This window comes from Microcoleus sp. AR_TQ3_B6 (assembly GCF_036702785.1).
GTDB lineage: Bacteria > Cyanobacteriota > Cyanobacteriia > Cyanobacteriales > Microcoleaceae > Microcoleus.
The window spans coordinates 1-22,071 of record NZ_JAUBVJ010000065.1 but is presented as its reverse complement, the minus strand read 5'-3'; the positions used below and the strand labels follow the sequence as shown (position 1 = coordinate 22,071).

The 22,071-nt window shown below is 47.7% G+C and carries 17 protein-coding genes and 1 pseudogene; 9 read left to right on the top strand and 9 right to left on the bottom strand.

Annotated elements, in window-relative coordinates; genetic code table 11:
- Positions 1–1,075: 1,075 nt before the first annotated feature.
- Positions 1,076–2,470 (bottom strand): DUF4912 domain-containing protein, encoded by a 1,395-nt coding sequence (locus QUB56_RS25705; RefSeq protein WP_332959049.1) that lies wholly within the window; start codon positions 2,468–2,470, stop codon positions 1,076–1,078.
- A gap of 98 nt (positions 2,471–2,568) precedes the next feature.
- Positions 2,569–2,772, bottom strand: coding sequence for a hypothetical protein (locus QUB56_RS25700; RefSeq protein WP_332959048.1), 204 nt, complete (start codon positions 2,770–2,772; stop codon positions 2,569–2,571).
- Between the two features lie 723 nt (positions 2,773–3,495).
- Here QUB56_RS25700 and QUB56_RS25695 point away from each other — a divergent pair.
- Both QUB56_RS25695 and cysS read left to right on the top strand, forming a co-directional pair.
- On the top strand, positions 3,496–4,071 hold the full coding sequence (locus QUB56_RS25695; RefSeq protein ID WP_332959047.1) for a Uma2 family endonuclease: 576 nt from the start codon (positions 3,496–3,498) through the stop codon (positions 4,069–4,071).
- 71 nt (positions 4,072–4,142) lie between these two features.
- A complete protein-coding gene (gene cysS / locus QUB56_RS25690) occupies positions 4,143–5,669 on the top strand; it encodes a cysteine--tRNA ligase (protein WP_332959046.1) in 1,527 nt (508 codons plus the stop codon).
- Between the two features lie 91 nt (positions 5,670–5,760).
- Here the strand turns inward: cysS and QUB56_RS25685 are convergent, their stop codons facing one another.
- Positions 5,761–6,711: an alpha/beta hydrolase gene (locus tag QUB56_RS25685; RefSeq protein ID WP_332959044.1), complete on the bottom strand. Its 951-nt coding sequence runs from the start codon at positions 6,709–6,711 to the stop codon at positions 5,761–5,763.
- 123 nt (positions 6,712–6,834) lie between these two features.
- Between QUB56_RS25685 and QUB56_RS25680 the strand changes: the two genes are divergently transcribed.
- On the top strand, positions 6,835–7,947 hold the full coding sequence (locus QUB56_RS25680; RefSeq protein WP_332959043.1) for an AI-2E family transporter: 1,113 nt from the start codon (positions 6,835–6,837) through the stop codon (positions 7,945–7,947).
- Between the two features lie 165 nt (positions 7,948–8,112).
- Here QUB56_RS25680 and QUB56_RS25675 read toward each other — a convergent pair whose 3' ends face one another.
- Positions 8,113–9,048: an OmpA family protein gene (locus QUB56_RS25675; protein ID WP_332959042.1), complete on the bottom strand. Its 936-nt coding sequence runs from the start codon at positions 9,046–9,048 to the stop codon at positions 8,113–8,115.
- A gap of 829 nt (positions 9,049–9,877) precedes the next feature.
- Here QUB56_RS25675 and QUB56_RS25670 point away from each other — a divergent pair.
- Both QUB56_RS25670 and QUB56_RS25665 read left to right on the top strand, forming a co-directional pair.
- Entirely contained in the window at positions 9,878–10,549 is a 672-nt protein-coding gene (locus QUB56_RS25670) for a hypothetical protein (RefSeq protein WP_332959040.1), read from the top strand.
- Between the two features lie 74 nt (positions 10,550–10,623).
- Positions 10,624–12,633: an abortive infection protein gene (locus QUB56_RS25665; protein WP_332959039.1), complete on the top strand. Its 2,010-nt coding sequence runs from the start codon at positions 10,624–10,626 to the stop codon at positions 12,631–12,633.
- 271 nt (positions 12,634–12,904) lie between these two features.
- Here QUB56_RS25665 and QUB56_RS25660 read toward each other — a convergent pair whose 3' ends face one another.
- From QUB56_RS25660 to QUB56_RS25640, 5 genes are all read right to left on the bottom strand, one after another.
- On the bottom strand, positions 12,905–14,077 hold the full coding sequence (locus QUB56_RS25660; protein ID WP_332959037.1) for a DUF4335 domain-containing protein: 1,173 nt from the start codon (positions 14,075–14,077) through the stop codon (positions 12,905–12,907).
- Positions 14,078–14,080: 3 nt separating this feature from the next.
- Complete coding sequence (locus QUB56_RS25655; protein WP_332959035.1) at positions 14,081–14,707, bottom strand: DUF3038 domain-containing protein; 627 nt, start codon at positions 14,705–14,707, stop codon at positions 14,081–14,083.
- 347 nt (positions 14,708–15,054) lie between these two features.
- On the bottom strand, positions 15,055–15,564 hold the full coding sequence (locus tag QUB56_RS25650; RefSeq protein ID WP_332959033.1) for a hypothetical protein: 510 nt from the start codon (positions 15,562–15,564) through the stop codon (positions 15,055–15,057).
- Positions 15,565–15,686: 122 nt separating this feature from the next.
- Complete coding sequence (locus QUB56_RS25645) at positions 15,687–17,891, bottom strand: cation:proton antiporter domain-containing protein (protein ID WP_332959031.1); 2,205 nt, start codon at positions 17,889–17,891, stop codon at positions 15,687–15,689.
- 7 nt (positions 17,892–17,898) lie between these two features.
- Positions 17,899–18,156, bottom strand: a complete 258-nt coding sequence (locus QUB56_RS25640) for a hypothetical protein (protein WP_332959029.1) — start codon at positions 18,154–18,156, stop codon at positions 17,899–17,901.
- Between the two features lie 165 nt (positions 18,157–18,321).
- Between QUB56_RS25640 and rpsB the strand changes: the two genes are divergently transcribed.
- The 4 genes and pseudogenes from rpsB to QUB56_RS25620 form a co-directional block, all read left to right on the top strand.
- Entirely contained in the window at positions 18,322–19,149 is an 828-nt protein-coding gene (gene rpsB, locus QUB56_RS25635; RefSeq protein WP_332959027.1) for a 30S ribosomal protein S2, read from the top strand.
- 332 nt (positions 19,150–19,481) lie between these two features.
- Entirely contained in the window at positions 19,482–20,141 is a 660-nt protein-coding gene (gene tsf, locus QUB56_RS25630) for a translation elongation factor Ts (RefSeq protein WP_332959026.1), read from the top strand.
- Between the two features lie 199 nt (positions 20,142–20,340).
- Positions 20,341–21,258, top strand: coding sequence for a hypothetical protein (locus QUB56_RS25625; protein ID WP_332959024.1), 918 nt, complete (start codon positions 20,341–20,343; stop codon positions 21,256–21,258).
- A gap of 122 nt (positions 21,259–21,380) precedes the next feature.
- Positions 21,381–22,071: pseudogene (locus QUB56_RS25620) on the top strand (ATP-dependent DNA helicase RecG); the annotation flags it as partial.

Below are 22,071 nucleotides of genomic sequence, written 5' to 3'. Positions count from 1 at the left end.
AACGGCTGCCGGGACTTTTTGCGCAGCTTTCAGGTTTTTAGGGAGCGATCTAGGGCAGAGGACTTGCGTCTTCGTTGTGGTTTGAGGCTGCCTACTTTTTTGGTGAACTACTAGCAGCTAATACTCTCACAAAGATGGCGATCGCTCTTACTGAGACTGGTAGAAAAATATCCAGATAGCACAGGCGTCATAATATTGTAAATACTGGGGCTATATTTATCGGCAATTGGTAAGTCCGAGTACCATGTGTCGAGAGTTAAAAAGGCAGAAAATAACACAAAAAAACAGACACTACTTAGCCGTCAATCGGCCACGCCGTAGCGTGAAGGCGGGCGGGATGGCAGAGAAAGTGCAACCAAAATCTGATTGCTTCCTTCACTATTGAGGGGGCGTCTAATCGAACAGTGTTTGAGGGTTAATTGGAAAGTTGTAAGATCCCACACTTGAAGCAGGACAGGTTGTGGTGATGGATCATGCCACGTTCCATAAAGGCGGGCGCCCCCTCGCCACTGATTCAAAATGCGGGGTGTACACTGCTGTACTTACCACCGTATTCTCGCCTACCTTAACAAGATTGAGAAATGTTGGTATTGGTTAAAAAGTCGAATCCGCAAAAAACTCTCTTCAGTTTGATTGTTTACGTTCATGCCTGCAGAAGATGTCTTACGCTTCGCGTCCTAAGCATCTTGGCGGTTGCTATAGCCATCCTAAATCATTTGTGAATTTCTTACTCCCGGACCGAACTCGCGGGGAGGGCTGGGGTGGGGTAAAAAATTTACAACTCCTGCAAGGATTGCTATATATCTATATTTATCCCTACTTTTAAGAATTGGTAGAACTTTTGTTGCTCGTCCGATCCGCGAGCTATTCTGCTATAAAAACTCGATTTCTGAGTAAGTCCTAAATACAAAAAACACCGCTCCTCAAAACAGGAGAACGGTGTATAGGGGGTGTTATGGGTTGTTGTCTGGAATTAAGATTAACAAATCACGATCTGCTCAGACTATACCTTGTGATGGTTAAAAAATTGGCACAAACCTGCACGATCGCCCTAATAGCGATCGATCGCAAGGAATTAGCCCAACCATTCCACAACAGCATCTTCCTTGGTATTGGTGTGGCGTTCAGGGGTTTCGCGCTCGAATTTCATGTGGATGGCGCGGTTTTGTTCGCCGTCTGCTGCTACTGCAAAAATCGGATAGTCGATTAAGCCGTCTTGGAAAGACATCTGGAAGCGGAAAGTGCCGTCAGCATTGAGTTTAATCGGCTGTCCGCCTACGTAGACCGTGGCGTCGGGCTCGGTGGCGCCGTAGACGATCAGTTCGGCGTCAGCAACTAACCAGAACTGGCGGGGGCGCATCGGGGCGGCGAAGCCAACTCCCGACATACCGACACCCGACATACCGAAACCCGACATGGTGAGGCCGGACATACCGACACCCGACATCGTCATGCCGGACATACCGACACCCGACATCGTCATGCCGGACATACCGACACCCGACATCGTCATGCCGGACATACCGGCACCAGACATCGTGAGGCCGGACATGGCGCTTGCCGCCCACATTCCGACGCCGGAGGGGAACACGTAGGAACTGATAGCTTGTTCGTGGATGCCGACTTGCTGGATCGAACCGGCGACGTGCTGCATGGAACCGAACATAGAACCCGCGACGCGCATGGCTTCGGCAGATTCTGCCATGCCGAAGATTTGTTCGTAGATGGCGTTGTTGGTGCTCAAACCAGCGCCATTGACTGCTTGTGCGAATTTCTTTGCCGGAGGAACCAGTTCGGCGAAGGTTTTGCCAGACAAGTCTTCTTCCCAGTCGAGGGTGATGAATTGATCTTCAATCCAGTCGCTGGGATAGACGGGAGGAACGCGGACTTGGCTCGATCGAGCTAATATCAACCAGCGGCCATCTGCACAGCGGTAGCCGATGTCTACCGCGTAGTCCCGATCGCTTACGGGGATTGGCACGTACCATTCCCGCGCCAGTTCGTCGCAGGGATATTCTTGAATGCTATGCGGGCTTTGAATGTCGAGGTTAACATCTGTAACGTCGTAGATCCGCAGGGCTAGTTGCTGTCCTCCTTGGCGGCGCAACTCTTCTTTGCGATCGTTGGGAATATCCCAGTAAGTGTAGGCCCATTCTGGGTCGCGGGGCATTAAAACAACCCGGCTTTCGCCGTAGCCGTTGGGCAAATCTGCTAAACCTTCATCTACAGACGACAAAGAACCACCTGTTCTATCTTCTTGACCGAGTTCAAACTTTGCTGCTTCCACTGCTTCTTGTGCCTCTAGTTTGCGAGATGGACTGTATGAAAATTTGGTGCGCTGAATTTCTTGAATTGATGCCAGGAGTTGCGATTTCCGCATCCGGCTGTAGCGAGAGACTCCACATTCGCTAGCAACTCTGCGGAGTTGTCGCAAAGTCATCTCTTCTAATGGTGGGCGTTCTTTTGCCATGAGTTTGTTCTCCACTAATTTGGGATGGCGGGTTAGATTTTTCCTCTCAACACCAATGTGTTGACTTTTCGAGTTAGAAACTCTTTTAAATGCAAATATTAGTGAGCTTCCAAATCTCTCCAACCTTTGAAGCCTTGCTTGTTTTTAGCTTGTCTTTTCCCGAAGGCGATCGGGGGTTTTGACTTCTTGGCTTCTGCGCGCACCGTCCGAGCTAAATAAAACTTTTCTGTCGATTCTTGATTGACAAGATCGATTTTGTGAGTGCGATCGGTGCTGCTAGCAACGCTGTGCTGGCAGCACACGCGCTATTCGACTCCCAGTGCTGCTTAATCCAAGCATTTCTTTGGGATCGCTTTGTCATGACTTAATGTTGCAGACAACTTGCGATCGGGTCAAGGGGTCTTTTGCCTCAATCCTGGGTACTTATACGCATTTTCGTGATTTTGGGGATCAATATGTCAGGGGATCTTGACATATTGCAGATTGGGGGGATCGGTGCGGCAGCAAATGTCAGGATTTGATGACATATTGCGATAGGGGGCTGTTGATGGGTTTGGAGGGTGGAGGCGGTGGTTTAGATATGTCAGTCCTCAATGCACTCCGACTCCTCGAAACCGGGTTTTTCACGAAAATACTTCGTTAGACCATCGCAGATTCGGTAAAAAACCCGGTTTCTGGGTTCCCAGGCGTCCAGGACTATATGTCTTTGGGGATATGACAAACTGCAAGACTTTCAGCAAAAAATTTAGCTACCCCAAATAGCCCCCAGCTATCAACTAATATGACAACAAATATCAACAACAAAACAGCCGATTTTTTTTAGCTTTAAGAGTCAATCAATTTTAGGATTTTTAATAAATGACTCTATAAGTTTTTCCAGAATAGGGTAGAAAAACTTTGGTGAAAAAACGATGGGGTGGTTCACCAACAGCGATTATTGAGTTTTAGCAGCGTTGGCAGATTATTGAATTTGCTGTATTCGGTTCTGTACAATAGGTAATAGCCTATGCGCGAGACTGCACAGTATGCTAAACAACACCATTACCATTCCTCAAACCTTCAAAGTAACTCACGAACAGTTCCAGCAAATTGCTGCCGTCAACCGTGACTTAAGGCTAGAGAGAAATGCTACAGGAGAATTAATTGTTATGCCCCCCACAGGAAGCGATACAGGCAAACGCAACCAAGATGTGTCAGGACAACTCTGGCAGTGGAATCGCCAAACCAAGCTAGGAGTAGTATTTGACTCTTCTACTGGTTTTCAACTGCCCAATGGTGCCGATCGCTCCCCTGATGCCTCCTGGGTTAAATTAGAACGGTGGCAAACTCTCACACCCAAACAACAAGAAGGTTTCGCTCCCCTCTGTCCAGACTTCGTTGTAGAATTGCGCTCTAAGTCTGACAACCTGGAACCATTGCGGGAAAAAATGCGGGAATACATGGCAAATGGAGCAAGTTTGGGGTGGTTAATCGATCGCAAAAATAAGAAAGTCGAAATATACAGACAAAATCAGGATGTGGAAATATTAGATAATCCCAGCACTTTGTCAGGGGAAGATGTGTTACCGGGATTTGTCTTAGATTTAACAGATGTGTGGTAGTGACACCGAAAGATTCACCAACAGCAATATAATAAATTAGAGCAGTACGTCAATCCCAAATCTCAAATCCCATGCCCCTAACGCTTTATAACAGCTTGACCCGTCGCGAATCACCTTTTGAACCCCTCGAACCCCCAAAAGTGCGGATGTATTGCTGTGGCGTTACGGTGTACGACTACTGCCACGTCGGCCATGCGCGCGCTTATATTGTTTGGGACATGGTGCGGCGTTATCTGATGTGGCGGGGATACGATGTGCGCTACGTGCAGAATTTTACAGATATTGACGACAAAATTCTCGATCGCGCCCGCGAAACCAATTCCACAATGGAAGCCGTGGCAGAACGCTTCATCGAGGAATATTTCGTAGATATGGACAAGCTAAATATTCTCAGGGCCGATGAATATCCCCGCGCCACCCATACAATCGACGGCATTAAACGGCTGATTCACGAATTAGAAAATAAAGGTTATGCCTATGCTTCCAGCGGCGACGTTTACTACAACGTCAGGCAGTTTGCCGATTACGGAAAACTTTCCGGCCGCAAGTTGGAAGAAATGCAGGCCGGGGCCAGCGGTAGATTGGAAACCGCAGAAATAGAAGCTCAAAAAAAGCAAGATTCGTCAGATTTTGCCCTGTGGAAAAGCGCTAAACCCGGAGAACCTGCTTGGGATTCGCCTTGGGGAAAAGGTCGCCCCGGATGGCACATCGAATGTTCGGCGATGGTGCGCGATTGCTTGGGCGAAACAATTGACATTCACTGCGGCGGTTCCGATTTAACTTTTCCGCACCACGAAAACGAAATTGCTCAATCTGAAGCCGCGACGGGCAAGTCACTTGCTAATTATTGGATGCACAATGCTTTTGTGACCGTCAATGGCAAAAAGATGTCGAAATCTTTGCACAATTTTATTACAATTCGCGATTTGTTGGATGGGAAGTGGTCGGGTGATGTGGAACCGATGGCGGTGAGGCTGTTTGTGTTAACAGCGCACTACCGCAGTCAAATTGATTTTACCGAAGAGGCGATCGCCTCTGCAAAAAATGGCTGGCATACTCTTCAAGAAAGCCTACGTTTTGGTTATGGGCCCGGTTCCAAATTGGGCTGGGATTTAGATAAAATTCTGAACTTGCCCATAGTCGAGAGTGAGGCTGTACAGCAATTTAGAGCAGCGATGGATGATGATTTCAATACTCCTAATGCTTTAGCTGTTCTGTTTGAATTGGCGAAGGAATTGCGGCGCGAAAGCAATATAATTGTACATGGTGGAAAAACGGAAATGCCTTCGGAAGTGTTGCAACAAAAGTGGCAAACTCTTGTTAAGTTAGCCGAAGTTTTAGGATTTGAAAAACCCATACCCAGACGCGTCCCGCTAAGTGCGACTATCAATCTCCCTCCCGCATCTTTCACTATTAATAAAGTTGAAATCATTAGCGGATTAACTGATGAGGAGATTGAGGCGATGATTCAGCAGCGGAAAGATGCCAGAAAAGCTAAGAATTTCGCAGAGGGCGATCGCATTCGCAACGAACTCAAGGATCGGGGCATTACTCTGATCGATCAAAAAGATGGCACAACAATTTGGCATCGCAGTTGAAAATTAGAGTTTTTTAACCGCAGATGAACGCGGATGAACGCAGATAAAATTCCATCCGCGTTCATCTGTGTTCATCTGCTGACATCTGCGGTTAAAAAGTCCCATTGACAAACTCCGCAACAGCCGCCACAAATTCTGCCGTTGATTCGTAGGGCAAAACATTCCGCCCCGGTATCAACAAACCTTCCGCATTGGGAAAAGCAGCCAAATATTGCGCTAATCTTTCATCCGGTTTCTCTTCCTTACCCGCTTGACTGATGCTTGAGGCTTTTTCTCCCATCACAACCAGTGCGGGGCGATCGAACTTTTGAATCGTACCGCTGTAATCCTGGCGCCAAAACCCCGCTAAAAACGAAAAAACCGCGTGACGGCTGTCAGGATTGGCAGCCCCAGCCTGCAAAGCATCCAACCATTCGCTGTCAACTTTAGCAGCATCGCCAAACAGTTGTTTCGCAGAAAAAGATCGCAAAAATTCAGCGCGTCTGGCGTAGCGATAAAAAGCATTTCCGAAGGGAGAACCTAACAAATTCCAGACAATTCTTTGCTGTCTTTCTGTCGAATGTTTGTTCATCACAGCCCAAGCGGGAGGTCCCGCGAGAACTAACCCGCCAATTAAATTTGAGCCGCTTTCCTGCTGCATTTTTGCTAAAGCCAAGGCTACAGACAGTAAAGCACCTTGCACGAGTACGATCGCAGGTTTTTTCACTACAGTTTCCAAGAAATATTGCAACTGTGCGGCCCAATCGTCAGGATAGCAAGCCACAGCAGGCATTTCGCAATCGCCGCAGCCCAAAAGGTCGGGATTGTAAATCGGATTGCTGTTCCCTGCGTTGTACCAACTCTCACAAAATCTCTGCCAAAAAACTCTTGACAAACCCACCCCTATCGGATGGATTAATAACAAAGGGATGCTCTCTTCTGTCCCAATAGTAGGGTTATAAAAATCATAAGCACAGCGATAATTTTGCCATTCGTAAAACAGCGTTGGTGATTTTATAGACGAAACTGTGGACAAATCTTGAGTTGAATATGGCGGTTGCATATTATTTTTTTGTACCGATGTTACTTTTTATTATAATATGAGTAGGGGTGGGTTTTACCAGAAATATATTTGGTAACTGAGAATATAAATAAACTCGCCCTCCTGCTGCGGGAGGACTTAATCATGTCAGAACAACGGATAACTATTTCTTTACCTAACTTGCTGCTGATTGTAGGATCGTCCTTGCTGCTAGTGCTGCTGTGGCAATTGCGCAGCCTGCTAGTAATTCTGATGATATCAGTCGTGCTGGCTGCTTCGATCGTCCCCATCGTTAATTGGGCCCAAACGATGCGGGTTCCGCGCTGGCTGGCGGTGATTATGGTTTATTTAACTCTCATCGGTGGATTTACCGGGACGGTAGTATTAATCGGCCCCACCGTAATCGAACAAATAGAGTTACTGCTGCGGCAGTTACCAGTTTATGTCGAAAATTTGCGAACTGTAGCAACTAATGTATTGAGTCGGTTGAGCGACGATGCCCCAACCTTGGTGGGTCAGTTGGTGGACACTCAATCGCTGACTAATTGGCTGATTCGATCGAGCCAACAACTGGTTTTGCGATCGTACAGTTTAACCAGAGGCATTCTAGGCGGTTTCTTCAGCCTAGTTTTAGCATTATTTATTTCCGGTTACATGGTTGCCGACAGCGACACATTAATTAAAAGTTTAGTGCAGTTTTTCCCGAAACCTTGGGATACAAGATTAGCAGCCCAAGCGACCCCAATCGGTCAAAGAATGGGGAGTTATATTCGCGGGCGAGTGTTAGTTTCCGGCATATTAGGGATATTTATTACCACAGGTTTGAGCATTTTGGGAATGCCGGAATTTGCTTTAGGCTTGGGTGCGATCGCCGGCGTTACCAACTTAATTCCCTTCATCGGGCCAGTTTTGGGAGCAGTACCCGCATTAATCGTAGCCTTTGCTAAAGGCGGCTGGCTATTTGTGTGGGTATTGCTGTTATTTGTAATCATCCAGAATTTGGAAACCTACGTCCTCGATCCCTTGCTAGTTGGTTCATCAGTTGGGGTGCATCCTTTATATCAATTGCTGTCTGTCTTGGGAGGCGTTCAAGTATTGGGAATTATCGGAGCAGTAATTGTACCGCCTTGGTTTGCGGGAGTAGCAGCTTTGATTGAGAACTTGTATTTAAAACCGAAGCTTAGGAGCGAACATCGAGAGGCAATAGATCGGGCTAAAAATAATTCAGACTTGCCACCTATTACACCTTCAGCATGACAGCAGCTTACGCCTTGAGAATTCAACACAGTAGACTCCCATTGCAAGCATTCGCTCACCTCTGGAGAAATTATCTGCGTTTATCCGTGTTTATCTGCCTTACATCTGCGGTTGACTATCAATCAAAGATTCAAGCAATAAATCTAGTATCCACAAGTCCGCCGACTAAGGACTAATTGCCACCTCAATGCGGCGGTTGCGCTGCCGATTAGTATCGGAACTATTCTCTACCGAAGGGCTACTTTCCCCATAGCCGATCGCCACCCAATGATACTTTTGGCCCAGCACACCAGACAAATACTGCACCACAGCCTGAGCCCGCGCCAACGACACCTTGCGATTGTCCGCCGCTTCCCCCGCGTCGTCCGTGTGGCCCGCAACCCGCACAGTTGCCCCCTCGTAATTGCCCAACTCCGCCACCAAATTGTCCAAAATCGCACTCGTTCCCGCGCGCAAAGAAATGCTGCCAGTATCAAACAAAACATCGCTGGGCAGAGTTACCATCAGCCCATCCCCCGCCAACACCCGACTATTGGCATTCTGTGGCGCAGTATTAACAGTTTCAGGGTTGAGACTCGGGCTGCTGCCGATCGCGGGCAAAGCAGGAACAGGAGTTGCCGCCGTTTCCGGCGCCGCCAATTCCCGCGACATCAACTGCAACCGCTTTTCCAAAGTTTCCGTCGGGCGGCTGACGCCCAACTGACTCTCCAAAGCCGCCGTTCGACCGATCAGCGCGTTGATCTGGCCCTGCAACTGCCTCAAATCCGACTGCAATTTCTCTCTCTGGGCAGGACTAACTTTTGACTGGGGACTGGGTGTAGCTGTTGGTGTCGGCAGCGCCGGATTTTGCTTTGCTGGTGTGCGTTTCGGGCTGGGGGTCAAATTTTGAGTTAGACGCAGCAATCTTTCTGCCAGCGGCATCTCGGTCGCCCCTGAGGGATAAATTTGAGCGATCGCCATCCCCAAAACCCAGGCAAAACCGCTGCCTACCCCCAGTAGCAGCAGCCGAAAAATCAGCGACAGTACAACCAAACCTTTTCCCCGCGACTTGGAGACGCGAGTCGGGGGGATTGAAGGTTTTTGGTTAAATGATCGCGTCATATTTCCTGCTATACAAAACTTGGCTCAATTTTATCTTTGCTTCACGATTCAACTCTAAGTATTTTCCTTGATCCATCTGACTCCTGCTTCTTTCCTGCCGTAAATTCGGGTAGAGCAACACCCTATTTTTTGTCACTACAACTATTTTTTTTTAAGCTTTTAGCCATTGTTTGAGCATTATTTTCAACCAATTTAACGAATCGTGGTATCCCGTTCGACCTTTTTATAGGCTGGTCATTTTTTAATCCACCGCGGTTTACAAACCAGAAAAAAATTGCCAACCAGAAACAAATTATTTGGGTTTTTGGGTTTATCTAGACCTTATATCACAAAACAGAGCGTTTGTCAATATTATTGCCATAATTCGCTTGAGGGAAAGTAGGGAAAGTTTCGTAAAGTATCAGGTGATGAGGTCAAACTCCCTCTCGGTTCAGATACGATATTAATTTCGATACTATCTTACCTGTGAGATTTTAATAAAACTTGAGTTAAGTTGTGTAACGAACTAAATTACAGCAGATTCCACCTTGATGAAGTACACTCCTCAAGCGATCGATCGCTGTAGGGAAACGGCACTGCCATGTCCTCTATCGAAAGCTATGTACCTGACTTACCTAAAAAATGCTGTAACTTAGTAGACCTTGCCCCCGCAAGCCGATCGATTTTAGATTTTAGATAGGAGGAAAAATCTCAAATCAGAAAAAAAAACCCGGTTTCTACAAATCACGGGTTTGGCGGCGAAGCACCGAGGCAGAAACCTGGTTTCTAGTTTGTGGCGTGCAACCATGAATCTGTTGGATAATTCCGTAAAAAGTTTGGAAAAAAACCGATGACTGACCCTTTAAATAGCCCTTATCCCGTTCCTTGGGAATGGATTAGTGCCACTCATGCTAAAGTAAGCTCAACTGTCGGCACAGGCCTCCGCTACTATCGCAGTCCTTCCCTCGTTTCAACTAACGGCCAATACGCGGCTTACAGTCGAATTGAGTTGCAAGTACAGCCCGAATTCGCCCGGTGTCGGGTTAGCAGCGTCATGTTTGTGGAAAATCTCAAAACCGGGGAACTGCAAACAGTGGCGGCTGCTTCGCCGCTGGCGGAAAGCGGAATGTATGCTAGCGATGACACAGATATGTCCGGGACGATCGCCATTTTAGTGCCTGTTTCTTGGAATCAAGAGGGTTCCCGCGTTCTCGCCCGCGAATTTGAAGCAATTTTCAACTCTTCCGATATGTCCGACTACGGTGTCATTTGGGACAAAAATGATAATTACACTTATACGGTTGCTCCCGCTCGCAGTCTTTACACTCATGCTGTATTGTTGGGTTGGAGTCAAGTTTGTCCCGGACAAGTTCTGTTCCGCGCCGGCAATTTGGGCGATCGATCTTGGCCTCTTTGTGCAGTTGATATGACCGGCCAAACGATAGCTGTCAGCGAGGACAAACCCCTAGTTTTCGGCAGTCAAGCCAGCACAGGCTGGATCGAACCTAAAACTCGTTTTTAGATATTATGGCGGCATTTTCTTTGATCGGGCCCACATTTTTTTTACTATCAGGTCAATCTTTCAACCAATTCATTTTGACTCTGGTTCTGATAGTTCTGGCTGTTATTTCCGGCCTAACAGCTTTTATTTTTATTCGGATTGGCATCAATTGGTTGCAGGCGAGATTCGCAGAAAAAAGCCATTTTTTGAGACGATTGTTCAAAAGCAAGACTGAAAACTCAACCGCTAATAGTTCCGAACCTGAAACGTTTTTTTTAGAGCCGCAATTAGTAGAAAATGACGGCAAATTAGCTGCTGGTATTTTGGCATCAGAAACCGATATTTCCGAACCGCTTGAGCCGGAGATCGTCTGCGAAAAATCAGCAGCATTTGCCCATCTCTACAAGCCGATGGCTCTTTGGCACGGGCGGTTAATTTTGCCCTCAAACGAACAGCGCCAGCCCCACGGTGCAGTGTTTTTTGAAGTAATAAATGCACCCAAAAAATATCAAAATTTTATTGGCAAAACAGCCTTGTTGAAATGGAGTACAAATCGCGAAGTACAGTTTTTTGTCCACGCAGTAACGCAAGATCTCAACTTCACCAAACAGGCTATAGATAGTAAAAAATCTGGCAACATTCATCCAGATAGATTGAACGGCTGGCGAAATGTAGGTCCTTTAGAAACTCTAGCAGGCACCAGACTCGAAGACAGCGTGACTGTGATGCTACGCAGGCCGGTGATTGCTATTAATTATAGCAGTAGCGATCGCTATGAACTCACGATCGATCGCGAACCAGTACAAATTATCGGACGTTTATGCGCCTTCGTCTCAATTTTGCAGCGAAAAGAACCCGACAGCGACAAATTTATTGTCCGGCATTTCAACAAAACATCTAAACAATTTGACGGTCCCGCCGAAATCATTCGGATTCCGCAAGTACAGCCAGACAAAAATGGCGTAGCGAGGTCTACCAATCACCTGATCGAACAATCGCCATTAAATCCAGACGGCTGGTACATTTACGGCGAAAGAGACGAAGACAGTATGTTTGTAGTGCAGGCAATCGAACCCCGCAAAATTGCCCAATTAACACCAGATGAAACACATTTTGGTCTGGAAAAATCTCTGGCTTATTTAAACAGCAAAAATTGGAAAAATACACCAGCACAAAAAGGGCAAGCAAAAATAGTATTGTTAAACCCAAATGATGCTACAGAAAACGCTTCAATCTCCCCTTGGCAAGAAGGAGATATCGGGATAGTGATTCACTGTTTCGGCGGTATCGGCGGCAAAAAAGGCGAATCGGCACCGCTGGGAATTGTCACCGGACATTTTGCTTTCGGAGTAGCAAAAGTGGTGCGCGATCGATTTACCAGCGAACTGCGTTTTGACATAGAATACAAACAAGTTTACGCCCACAATCCCGACGGAATCGTTGCCGGTTCCAGCAAATGGCAAAGCTACATGGGAGACTTGCAGCGCGGCTGGTTGGGCGATCGCCCGGTTTGCGATATCATCTGTAAATTAGATTGCGTGTGTTGCGACTACGATTTTGGTGGCATCAGCTTGTCGCCTTTAACCGAACTAAACCAGCAACTAGATATCATGATGGCCCGCTACCGCAGCGGAGACGGCACCGGCGCAAGTTTAGTCACGCCAGCAACTTCTTGCGTCCAAGATTCAAGTCAGGCAATTTACGCGACAATTAAAAAAATCACTTCCGAAATAGAGTCAAATCCTCAGATTCAAGACTGGCTGAAAACAAATCCCGCCGCCGCACAAACTCAAAGATTTCACCAGTTAGTAGCTTTAGGAGAGAGTTTAGAAAAAGTATTAATGCCCCTCGGCATTGTACGTCCCGATTGGCAGAAAAATTCGAGATTAGCGGGGATTGATTCGGAACTGAAAAAAACCTTTTTTGTTGGTATAGCGAACCTGATAAAAGCTGCTATTAGTTACCGAACAATGCTGCCGAGGCGCACCCAAGATGAAATCGCCAAAATTTTATTAACACAAGGAGAATTTTTGTGGATAATTCGCACAAATCAAGTCGGGGGATTTGACCCAGATATTGAGCCTACCGCACCGACAGGAATTTGAATCCTAAAAAAACAGTGTGCCAGTTCAGGGTGCGGAATGTGGGTTTGAATCCTACAGCACTTACGCATTACGACCAAAGAAACCGGGTTTTTTAGCGAATCTGCGACTTACAACCCGTCTTTTCATAAAAAACCCGGTTTCTGGGCCCCCACGATCAGACTCGGCGGTTAAAACCGATCCTACACAAACTTTCGTCCTAGCAGAGAAGGACTAAAGAATAAAAGGGGTATGAAAGCCGGATTTGATTCCGTTAACAGTCAACAATCAACCATTACCAAGGAGTGACTTGAACTTTGCCGTTTGGTGCAAAAACTACTCGGAAATCAGCCAGCGGTTCCGCAGGTAGCCTGCTGCCAACCGGCTTGTAAAGCAACTCCGACAACGGCGTTTCAGAGCGAGCGACTGCTGCCGAATTTTCCGACTTGTAACCGACAATCGCGCCGTCGGCGGCCACACTCACCCGATAAACCAACTCTGCATCAACGGGAGGCTTATTCTTCACTACTCCGTCAATTTGCTGATAAAGTTTGCCCTTCAACAGCTCAATTTCCGTGGGATCGCTAATTGGGACGGCTGCCACCTCAGGGCTTGCCAAACCTTCAGAAACAGGACTCGGCGTGCTTTCCGGCGAAGTGTTCGACTGGGGTGCGGCCAAGGGTGAAGCGTCCGACGGCGGCGCGGGGATCGGAGTCGGCGAACTCGATGCAGCGTTCGGAGTTTGAGTCCTAGGCCGCAAACCGTCAGCCTCCGGCGTAGGATTGGGATTAGGCGAGCCCGATCCCCCCGGATTCGGCGTTCCGAGATTCTGGCCCCCAGCATTGGGCTGCGGCACCGGATCTCTGGGGCGCTGGACTTCGGGCACTGGCACCAAGAAAAACGCCATCGCTGCCAAAGCTAAACTCGACACCCCCACGATAGCAGGCAAACTCCGCTTCGCCAAAGGTTCGGCAGACTTGACGTAACGCTTGGAAATAGGGGTTAATTGCAGTGACAATTCCGGCAGCGTCTGCGTGTCGGCAAAAAACTGATCGATGGCTTCCACTAAGTCAAATAGCTGTACCGTCGTCAAATCTACTTTTGCCGACGGTTCTGTTTTTTGATCGATTTGGCTTGGGCTGCCTGTTTCGGTGGGTAGAACGGTCAACCGATGCAAATTCCCGTCAATTCTGTGCAACTGCACCATACCCAAATTCGGGCCGTAGCGATCGGGATAATGCACTCCGCTCATAAATTCTTGAGCGTAGCTGCTGACAACCCTGACCAAGCTTTCAAAAAACTCTCGTCCCCCGCTTAGGGGCTCGCCCAGACCCGTCACATAGCATTCAGCGCTCATTAGTATGGAAAGCACCGGCCGTTTATCTAGCTGGCTGGCGGAGGAGCCATCGCTCAACCCTTCTAGAACCAGGGTGCAATTTGGCAGACTGTACTGACGCCTAATAGTCATTTTTTATTCAACTTCTCCATCAAACAGGCTAACCCAGAAGCGCTGCATTCCGGCTGTGCCTGTACAAAATAGCAGGTTGCTCAACAAGTTCAAAGCGAGTTCGTTGAGCTTGTCGTCGGAATCGTAAGCTGCAACTAGCGATCGCTTGGGGTTCATGCGCGATCGAAAGTGAGCTCGAAAGCGTTCTAAATACTCGGCCAGTGGCAAGTGCTGGTTGAGGGGGATATTTCTCGATCGCAACTGCTGCGAGTCTAGCAGCAATTGCCGAATTGTCGCGGTTAACTTGCGCGCCATATTACAGGCGATCGCCACCAGCGCTTTTGCCTCCACCATAGTAAGGGAGCGGCGCTGGGTGTAGCGTCTCAGCGGGTTAGTATTGCGCATCAGCCAAAGGGCAACCCGATTTTTGATAATCGATTCCAATTCCAGGTCCTTTGACACTGCCAGCATTTCTTCAGCACCTCCGAGATACAAGGCTTCGATCGCCAGCAACATCAAGTCAATTTGCAATCTGGCCCGGCGGGGACATCCCCCATCGGAGGGCGACAAGTCTGGCAAACTGTCTAAAATCAACGGGTTTGACTGGGTAAGCGAAGTTTCTGACGGCATTAATATCACGGCAACATCCATTCCAAACAAACTATACGGGTATGTGGGGTCTCGGGCATGACAAATTCAGAACCGACGACTCCTCAGGGATACTTTATTTCGATCGTTGACTTTTATGTATATATTTCACTCTAACAATTCTTGGTGCTCGATTTCAGATTCGATGCTGGAGTTTTGGGACTAGACGAGCTCCGGCGAGAGTTCGATCGCCCCATCGGAATTATAATTTTTCCCGGGTTGCGCTGTTGTCTCCGAAAGCGAGCGGGACGCTCGCACCCTCGACATCCTTCCGACGTAACCGGATTTAATCTCACAGATTCGGGAACTGACAATGAATGTGACAATTACCCATTCCCTATTGGGATCGATCAATGTTCCTTCTTCTGGGGTTTCGGCGGCGCTTCTTTTTGAGCCGTAAAATCAGTAGCCACCGCCTTATCTGTTAGACTAATTTTTCCCTTGAGGCTTTCTCCCTCCACAATTCCTCGCATTTTAACCGAACTGTTTTGACCCGTTGCTGTGGAATCGCTGCAACCGGCTAAATTAGGAACTGCACCCGACAAACTCAATCCTTGAGTTTCCCACTTGCCATGTAGAGGAGGTGTGTCCTCGGCTATTTTTTCCCTCTCGGCTTCGCTGCTGCCCGATCGCAAATTACCGCTCAAATAAACACCTGATTGCTCGATTGTCAATACCAAGGAATCAGATTTCAGACATTCGGGCAAACTTTGAGCATCGAAGCGATAACTTCCCGCAATTGCCGGGGCCGCCTTTAAATTTGTTTCGCCGTAAGCACTCACTACTTTAAACAGCACCGAAACTGAGCCGATCGCAATTGCGTAAAATGCCAGCGATTTGAGGCTTAAATGATTCATCATCTTGGTAATTGGTAATTGGGCATTGGCCAAACAGGGCATTGGGCATTGGTACTAACTCACACATAACCAATAACCAATAACTAATAACAACAGTCAACAGTCAACAGTCAACAGTCAACAGACTACCTTTGAGGAAGTACCGACGCCAAGTGCGATCGCACTTTAACGTAGCACCGCGCAATCAGCAGCGAAGAATGACACTGCACAGCCAATTCATCAGTATACCGTCCCAAAGTTTGGCGCTCAATTCCCCACTCCCGACTCGTACCCGCAATCGTCAAATCAGCATTAGCAGAAGCCGCCACCACTGCTTGAATTGGCTCAGCAGCCTCCACAATCGGAGTTTCAATGCGCGATCGCACCTCAACCGGCAACTGATCCATCACTCGCTGAAAATCGTAACTCAGATCATTTCCAGCTTCCCCGTCAACCGCCACCCGCAGCACCGTCAAACGGCGTTCCTCGCTATTAACTAACAGTCTCAGCGCCAATTCTAACCCCAAATCATCGTGAATGTTTGCCGCGTAAGGTACTAACAAGTTATTCAACTTTTCCCGGCCTCTGTCAACAAAAATTGCTACATCCACCTTAGCGTTGCCGAGAATTCTGCCGACACGTCCTCCCAAACGGTTGCTGCTAAAAGTAGGTCTGTGCCATCCTACTAAAATCAAATCCGCGCGATCGATCTCCGCAATTTGTGCCGTTTCCCGGGCTACATCATTAGTAACCCGAATGATGGGATGTACGAATTTTCTCGCCTCCTGCAGTTCCAAACTCTCGATCAATTCTGATAATTTCGAGCGGCGCTCTTGAATAATGCGATCGGCTTCCGCAGGCGTACTTTCAAAGGCATAATCCTCATTTAATTCTATCAAACTCAGAGGATGAACCGCCGCCGACTGTAAATCTTCACCGCCCATACCAGCAGCGGGCTGCGCCAGCGCTACCGCTAGTTGCAGTAAACCTTTCTGCGTGCTGGGATTGGCAACCGGTACTAAAATCCGATAAGTTGGCAGCAAATTTTTACCTGTTTGTTCGCTGCTATCGGCAATTGGTGAATCTTCTAATTCTGAATCCTCAGAGCTAACTTCTGAAATATCTAACCGAATTAACCGTTTTGGATAAGTCCACTCCAACAGAGGCGAAGTCATAAAAGTTGTGACTAAAGCCATAATGACTAACATCGTAAATAGCAGCGGTGAAATTACGCCCAGGGAAAGACCGATATTCAGCACAATTAGTTCAGTCAAACCGCGAGTATTCATCAGCCATCCCAGGGCTGAAGCTTCGCGGTTGCTGATGCCACAGACTCGGGCGGCCACGTAAGTGCCGACGTATTTGCCGACAATTGCCACTCCCAAAACTGCGGCGCACAGCAGCCACAACTCGGGACTGTTGAGCAGGCCGATTTGAGTGCGCAAACCGCTGTAAGCAAAAAAGACTGGCAGCAGAAATATCAGGACAAAATCTTCGGTTTTTTCAGCTAACTCTCTGGTTAATCCCGCATTTTTCGGCATGGCGGCCCCCAGCAAAAATGCACCGAAGATTAAATGAATGCCGATCAATTCAGTAATTAAGGCAGAAGCTACAACTCCCATGTAAATTCCCGACAGCACTAACTGTGTTAATCTGCCGGTGCGTTTGTAGTGCTTGGAAATCCGCTGCAACAACCAGCGGACTACAGTCATCATGAAACCGATGTAAATTAAAGATGCAAAAATGGTTGGCAAAGCGCCGAGCATCGAGTTAGTTCGAGTAACTGCGATCGCCACTGCTAACAAACACCACGCCGTCACGTCGTCTACCGCAGCGCAAGTCAGGGCCAGCGTCCCCAATTTTGTATTCTGCAAGTTGTGTTCTGTAATAATTCTTGCCAGCACCGGAAAGGCAGTAATTGACATCGCAGCGCCCAAAAATAGGGCAAAGGCTGTAAACGAAACGCTATTATTTGAAACGATGGGATATAGCAGCAGCGCTAGCAAGCTTCCCAGGGAAAACGGCACTAAAATGCTGACGTGAGAAGTTAAAATCGCAATATCTAAATTGTTTTTGAGATACTTCGGATTCAGTTCCAAACCAACCAAGAACATGAAAAATATCAGCCCCACCTCTGACAGCACGTTGAGAAAAGGAACAGCTTCGGCTGGAAAAAGTGCTGTTGCGGTGGCTGGTGCAACTAAGCCCAACAGAGAAGGCCCGAGCATAATTCCTGCTACAATTTCTCCAATGACTTGAGGTTGTTTGATAGATCGAAATCCTAAACCGACAAGTCTCGAAAGTGCGATGACAATTAGAACTTCAAGCAAGACGAGAATGGGGATGGGCATGGCGTTTTTAGCTTTGGGATTTTTGCGGATCGAGATGGCACGGCAGTAAAGCCGACAGAATTGCCGATCGAAAAAAATGGATACCAGCTCGATCGAAGGTAGAAGGCACTCTTAGGCGCACCAACAACGCCATTCTCTCACAAGCGAACAAAGGCTTTGGCAACCTCCCACCTGGATTTTTCGTTTTTAAGAAGCCCTTGCGAGTAACTCTACCCCAGCCGGCGCACCCCGCACTAAATCTCACCTCCGGGTGACCACCAGCCATCCCACCCTAGGGATATAAGATTGTCCGAAAAAGTAAGGCGCGCTGTGATAAACTAGAAAAGTTGTTTAAATTCGCACATCCGGGTTTTCGGGTGTTTCGAGGGCGCAAACCTTCAGAAATACGACCGGGTGGAGGATTAACCCGAATACAGGAGTTAAAAATACAATGCCAGTAGTCAGTTTGGCTCAAATGTTAGAGTCAGGGGTTCACTTCGGACACCAAACCCGCCGGTGGAACCCGAAAATGTCTCCCTACATTTTTACAGAGCGCAACGGGGTTCACATCATCGACCTCGTGCAAACCGCTCAGCTTATGGAAGACGCCTACGAGTACATGAGAGTGGCCTCAGAAAAAGGCAAAAAGTTTTTGTTCGTGGGTACGAAGCGCCAAGCTGCCGGGATTGTAGCCCAAGAAGCTCAACGCTGCGGTGCTTATTACGTCAACCAGCGCTGGCTGGGGGGAATGCTCACCAACTGGACGACTATTAAGTCCCGGGTGGAGCGCCTCAAGGATTTGGAGCGCCGCGAGGAAATCGGCGCCCTCGATTTGCTCCCGAAAAAAGAAGCTTCGGTGCTGCGCCGAGAAATGGCAAAACTCCAGAAATATCTGGGCGGGATTAAATCTATGCGCAAGATTCCCGACGGAGTGGTGCTGGTAGACCAACGCCGCGAGTATAATGCGGTGTTGGAATGCCAAAAGTTGGGAATTCCGATCGTCTCTCTGTTGGACACCAACTGCGACCCGGATTTGGTGGACATTGCGATTCCGGCGAACGACGATGCTATTCGATCGATCAAGCTGATTGTCGGCAAGTTGGCTGATGCGATCTACGAAGGTCGTCACGGTCAGCAGGGCGGCGACTCTGAGGAAGACTACGACTACGAAGGTGGCTACGAAGGCGCTGAATATGACGGCGAAATCGAAGAATTGGATGACCCCAATTATGTAGATTCCGACGACGCAGACGCTGAAGGCGAAGAAACCGAGAGCTAGTATTGCCCTCGCAATCTGACACCAGGAAATTAAAAATTAAAGATTGAAAATTAAAAATAATTATTATTATTTTTAGTGGGATATTTTTAATTTTTAATTGTACATGGCACGAGTCTAAGTCATTAGTAGAGTGCTGGCAAAAGCATTAATTGTGCCAGCGCCAGCATAAATCCTGGCCCTACACGTACAAAGTCCGCCCTAAGGTAGACTGGGTATTTCTTCACTCTTGTCTAATCATTAACATTAAGATTAGTGACTAATGACTGATGACTAATGACTGATGACTAATGATTAATGACTAATAACTAATTTTGATTGGGAACTTAAAGAAGATGGCGGACATATCTGCAAAACTTGTTAAAGAACTGCGCGACAAAACCGGCGCGGGCATGATGGACTGCAAAAAAGCCCTCGCTGCCAACGAAGGTAATATCGAGACATCCATTGAGTGGCTGCGGAAAAAAGGTCTCGCCGGGGCTGACAAAAAAGCAGGACGGGTTGCCTCAGAAGGGCTCGTAGGTAGCTACATTCACACCGGCGGCCGCGTGGGAGTATTGGTGGAAGTTAACTGCGAAACTGATTTTGTCGCCCGCCGCGAAGAATTCCAAGCTTTGGTGCGGAATATTGCGATGCAAATTGCAGCTTGCCCGAATGTAGAATACGTGAAGATTGAAGATATCCCCGCCGAATTTGTCGAAAGAGAAAAGGCAATTGAAATGGAGAAGGACGACTTGGGCAACAAGCCGGACAACATCAAAGAAAAGATTGTTCAAGGCCGCATTGACAAGCGCCTGAAAGAGTTATGTTTGATGGATCAGCCTTTTATTAGAGATCAGAATATCTCGGTGGAAGAGTTGGTAAAACAAACGATCGCCCAAATTGGAGAAAATGTCCAAGTGCGCCGCTTCGTGCGTTTTGTCTTGGGCGAAGGCATTGAAAAGGTAGAAGCTAACTTTGCCGATGAAGTGGCAGCCCAAATGGGTGTTCAATAATCTTAAATTAAGATGGAAAATTAAAAATTAAAAATGTTAAAAATTAAGTTTTCTCATTTTTAATTTTTAATTTTTACAGGACTCCTGCACTGCGTAACAGACACCCGGTTTCTAACCAGTATTAAAGGGAGACTCAGACAATTTGTGGCAGAAACATAATTTTTTCGCCCGCGTCCTATTTTAATTTTATACGAGAGATATGGTGCGAGCAAGAGAGCGAATAGAGCAAGATTTGGCAGCACTAGAAGAGGCTTTAGCAGCCTTGACTTTGGAGTTTCAGAGTACCTACGAGGGTTATTTAACTGCGTTAGGACAAGCGGTGCGGCAGCAGTTAATTTTGGCTTGCTATCACCTTTGCACTCAAGCAGTACCGGAGTCGTTTCTCAAGTTGTCCTTCGACGCGCGGCAAAAAATGCAGCAGTCTGTAAGGCGTTTGGCTGCGGCGTCGGAGGAAAAATTGCGCTCGCTGGTGACTGAATCAGAGGAAGAGGAAGAGGAAGAGGAAGAGAAAGAAATAGAGGAAGAAGAGGAAGAAGAGGAACAAGAGGAACAAGAGGAACAAGAGGAACAAGAGGAAGAAATAGAGGAAAAAAAAGAACTTTCCGCCACTAACTATCTATTTGCAGTGGCAAATTACCAGGTGCCAACTGCCAATTCCCCCGAAAGTTTGGCGCGCTGGCAAAATAGTATTGAAAAGTCGATAGCCCACATTATCAAGCTGCTTTCTCGCGACACCAACCGCTTGCTGCAACAGTCGGGAATCTTGCCCAGTCAATTGCCAGAACCTGTTCTAGAAGCTGCTTCTGTTGCTGAATCTTCCGGGGACAGCGTTGCGGGGCCGCCTAACTTATTAAGCTTAATCATTGAAACCGATGCCCCATCAGCATCGCGAAACTTGCCAGAAACATTGGCTAGTAGGGCCCTGCACATTACAGCGGTTAAACTCCGGCTGTCGGAAATAGAGTTTGCTGATGCGGGAACCTCGGCTTGGCGCCAGCAAATTCGCAACCTTTCTGTAAGGTTGAACACGCTGGGCCGCGATTACCAGAAAAAGCAGCGGGAACTCGCTGTGGTGGAGGCTGAGTCGGCTTGGCGATCGAGTTGGTTTGAAGATTAGTCAGTTGTCAGTTGACAGTTGTCTGTTGTCTGTTGTCTGGAATTCTTGAGCTATGATTAATAACTAATGACTAATGACTCATGACTAATGACTGATGACTAATGACTAATTACTAATGACTGATGACTAATAATCAACCCGAATGGCAGCGATTGCAAAAAGCTCTTTCCGTAGAAGCCGATCGCGGATTTAACGACATCCAAGGCAGTCAATACCGCTTCAGCGAGTTTCTCGGGCTGAGTTTGAGACAGCTTGCAGTTGCGGTGGCGGCTTCTTCGCGCGATCGAGCCAGACAACTAGCCGCTGAATTTGACATCTACCCTCAGAAGGATCTCGAACAGCGCCAGCATTCGATCGCCATTACGGCCAGTTTTCTAAGGCAAATGGAGCAAGTTTGGGAACAAGAAACTCGCCACCAGCTTGAACTTGCACCACAAGTCAGACCCGCCAAACCTGACGAAACAACCGCCCCAGCAGTTTCCGTTCCCCGAACTGCACCCCTGAGTTCATCAGCCCCACCGCCGGGCCTGACTCTCGACCAAGAGTTAATCCGCACCGCCGGCATCGGCCCCGCCAACGGCAACCGCTTGGCAAAACTGGGTTTATACACTGTATACGACTTGCTTTACTACTATCCGCGCAACCACATCGACTATGCAAAGCAAGTACAAATTCGCGAGCTGGTAGCTGGGGAAACAGTCACTTTGATCGCCCAAGTAAAGCGCTGCAATTGCTTTTCTAGTCCGAAAAATAAGAAGTTAACCATATTAGAAGTAATTTTAAAAGACCGCACCGGAGAAATAAAAATTAATC

Excerpts from the sequence above, each read along its gene's own strand:
- QUB56_RS25705 (WP_332959049.1), bottom strand. The coding sequence starts at position 2,470 with ATGGCAAAAGAACGCCCACCATTAGAAGAGATGACTTTGCGACAACTC.
- QUB56_RS25695 (WP_332959047.1), top strand. The coding sequence starts at position 3,496 with ATGCTAAACAACACCATTACCATTCCTCAAACCTTCAAAGTAACTCAC.
- cysS (WP_332959046.1), top strand. The coding sequence starts at position 4,143 with ATGCCCCTAACGCTTTATAACAGCTTGACCCGTCGCGAATCACCTTTT.
- QUB56_RS25685 (WP_332959044.1), bottom strand. The coding sequence starts at position 6,711 with ATGCAACCGCCATATTCAACTCAAGATTTGTCCACAGTTTCGTCTATA.
- QUB56_RS25680 (WP_332959043.1), top strand. The coding sequence starts at position 6,835 with ATGTCAGAACAACGGATAACTATTTCTTTACCTAACTTGCTGCTGATT.
- QUB56_RS25675 (WP_332959042.1), bottom strand. The coding sequence starts at position 9,048 with ATGACGCGATCATTTAACCAAAAACCTTCAATCCCCCCGACTCGCGTC.
- QUB56_RS25670 (WP_332959040.1), top strand. The coding sequence starts at position 9,878 with ATGACTGACCCTTTAAATAGCCCTTATCCCGTTCCTTGGGAATGGATT.
- QUB56_RS25660 (WP_332959037.1), bottom strand. The coding sequence starts at position 14,077 with ATGACTATTAGGCGTCAGTACAGTCTGCCAAATTGCACCCTGGTTCTA.
- QUB56_RS25655 (WP_332959035.1), bottom strand. The coding sequence starts at position 14,707 with ATGGATGTTGCCGTGATATTAATGCCGTCAGAAACTTCGCTTACCCAG.
- QUB56_RS25650 (WP_332959033.1), bottom strand. The coding sequence starts at position 15,564 with ATGATGAATCATTTAAGCCTCAAATCGCTGGCATTTTACGCAATTGCG.
- QUB56_RS25645 (WP_332959031.1), bottom strand. The coding sequence starts at position 17,891 with ATGCCCATCCCCATTCTCGTCTTGCTTGAAGTTCTAATTGTCATCGCA.
- QUB56_RS25640 (WP_332959029.1), bottom strand. The coding sequence starts at position 18,156 with ATGGCTGGTGGTCACCCGGAGGTGAGATTTAGTGCGGGGTGCGCCGGC.
- rpsB (WP_332959027.1), top strand. The coding sequence starts at position 18,322 with ATGCCAGTAGTCAGTTTGGCTCAAATGTTAGAGTCAGGGGTTCACTTC.
- tsf (WP_332959026.1), top strand. The coding sequence starts at position 19,482 with ATGGCGGACATATCTGCAAAACTTGTTAAAGAACTGCGCGACAAAACC.
- QUB56_RS25625 (WP_332959024.1), top strand. The coding sequence starts at position 20,341 with ATGGTGCGAGCAAGAGAGCGAATAGAGCAAGATTTGGCAGCACTAGAA.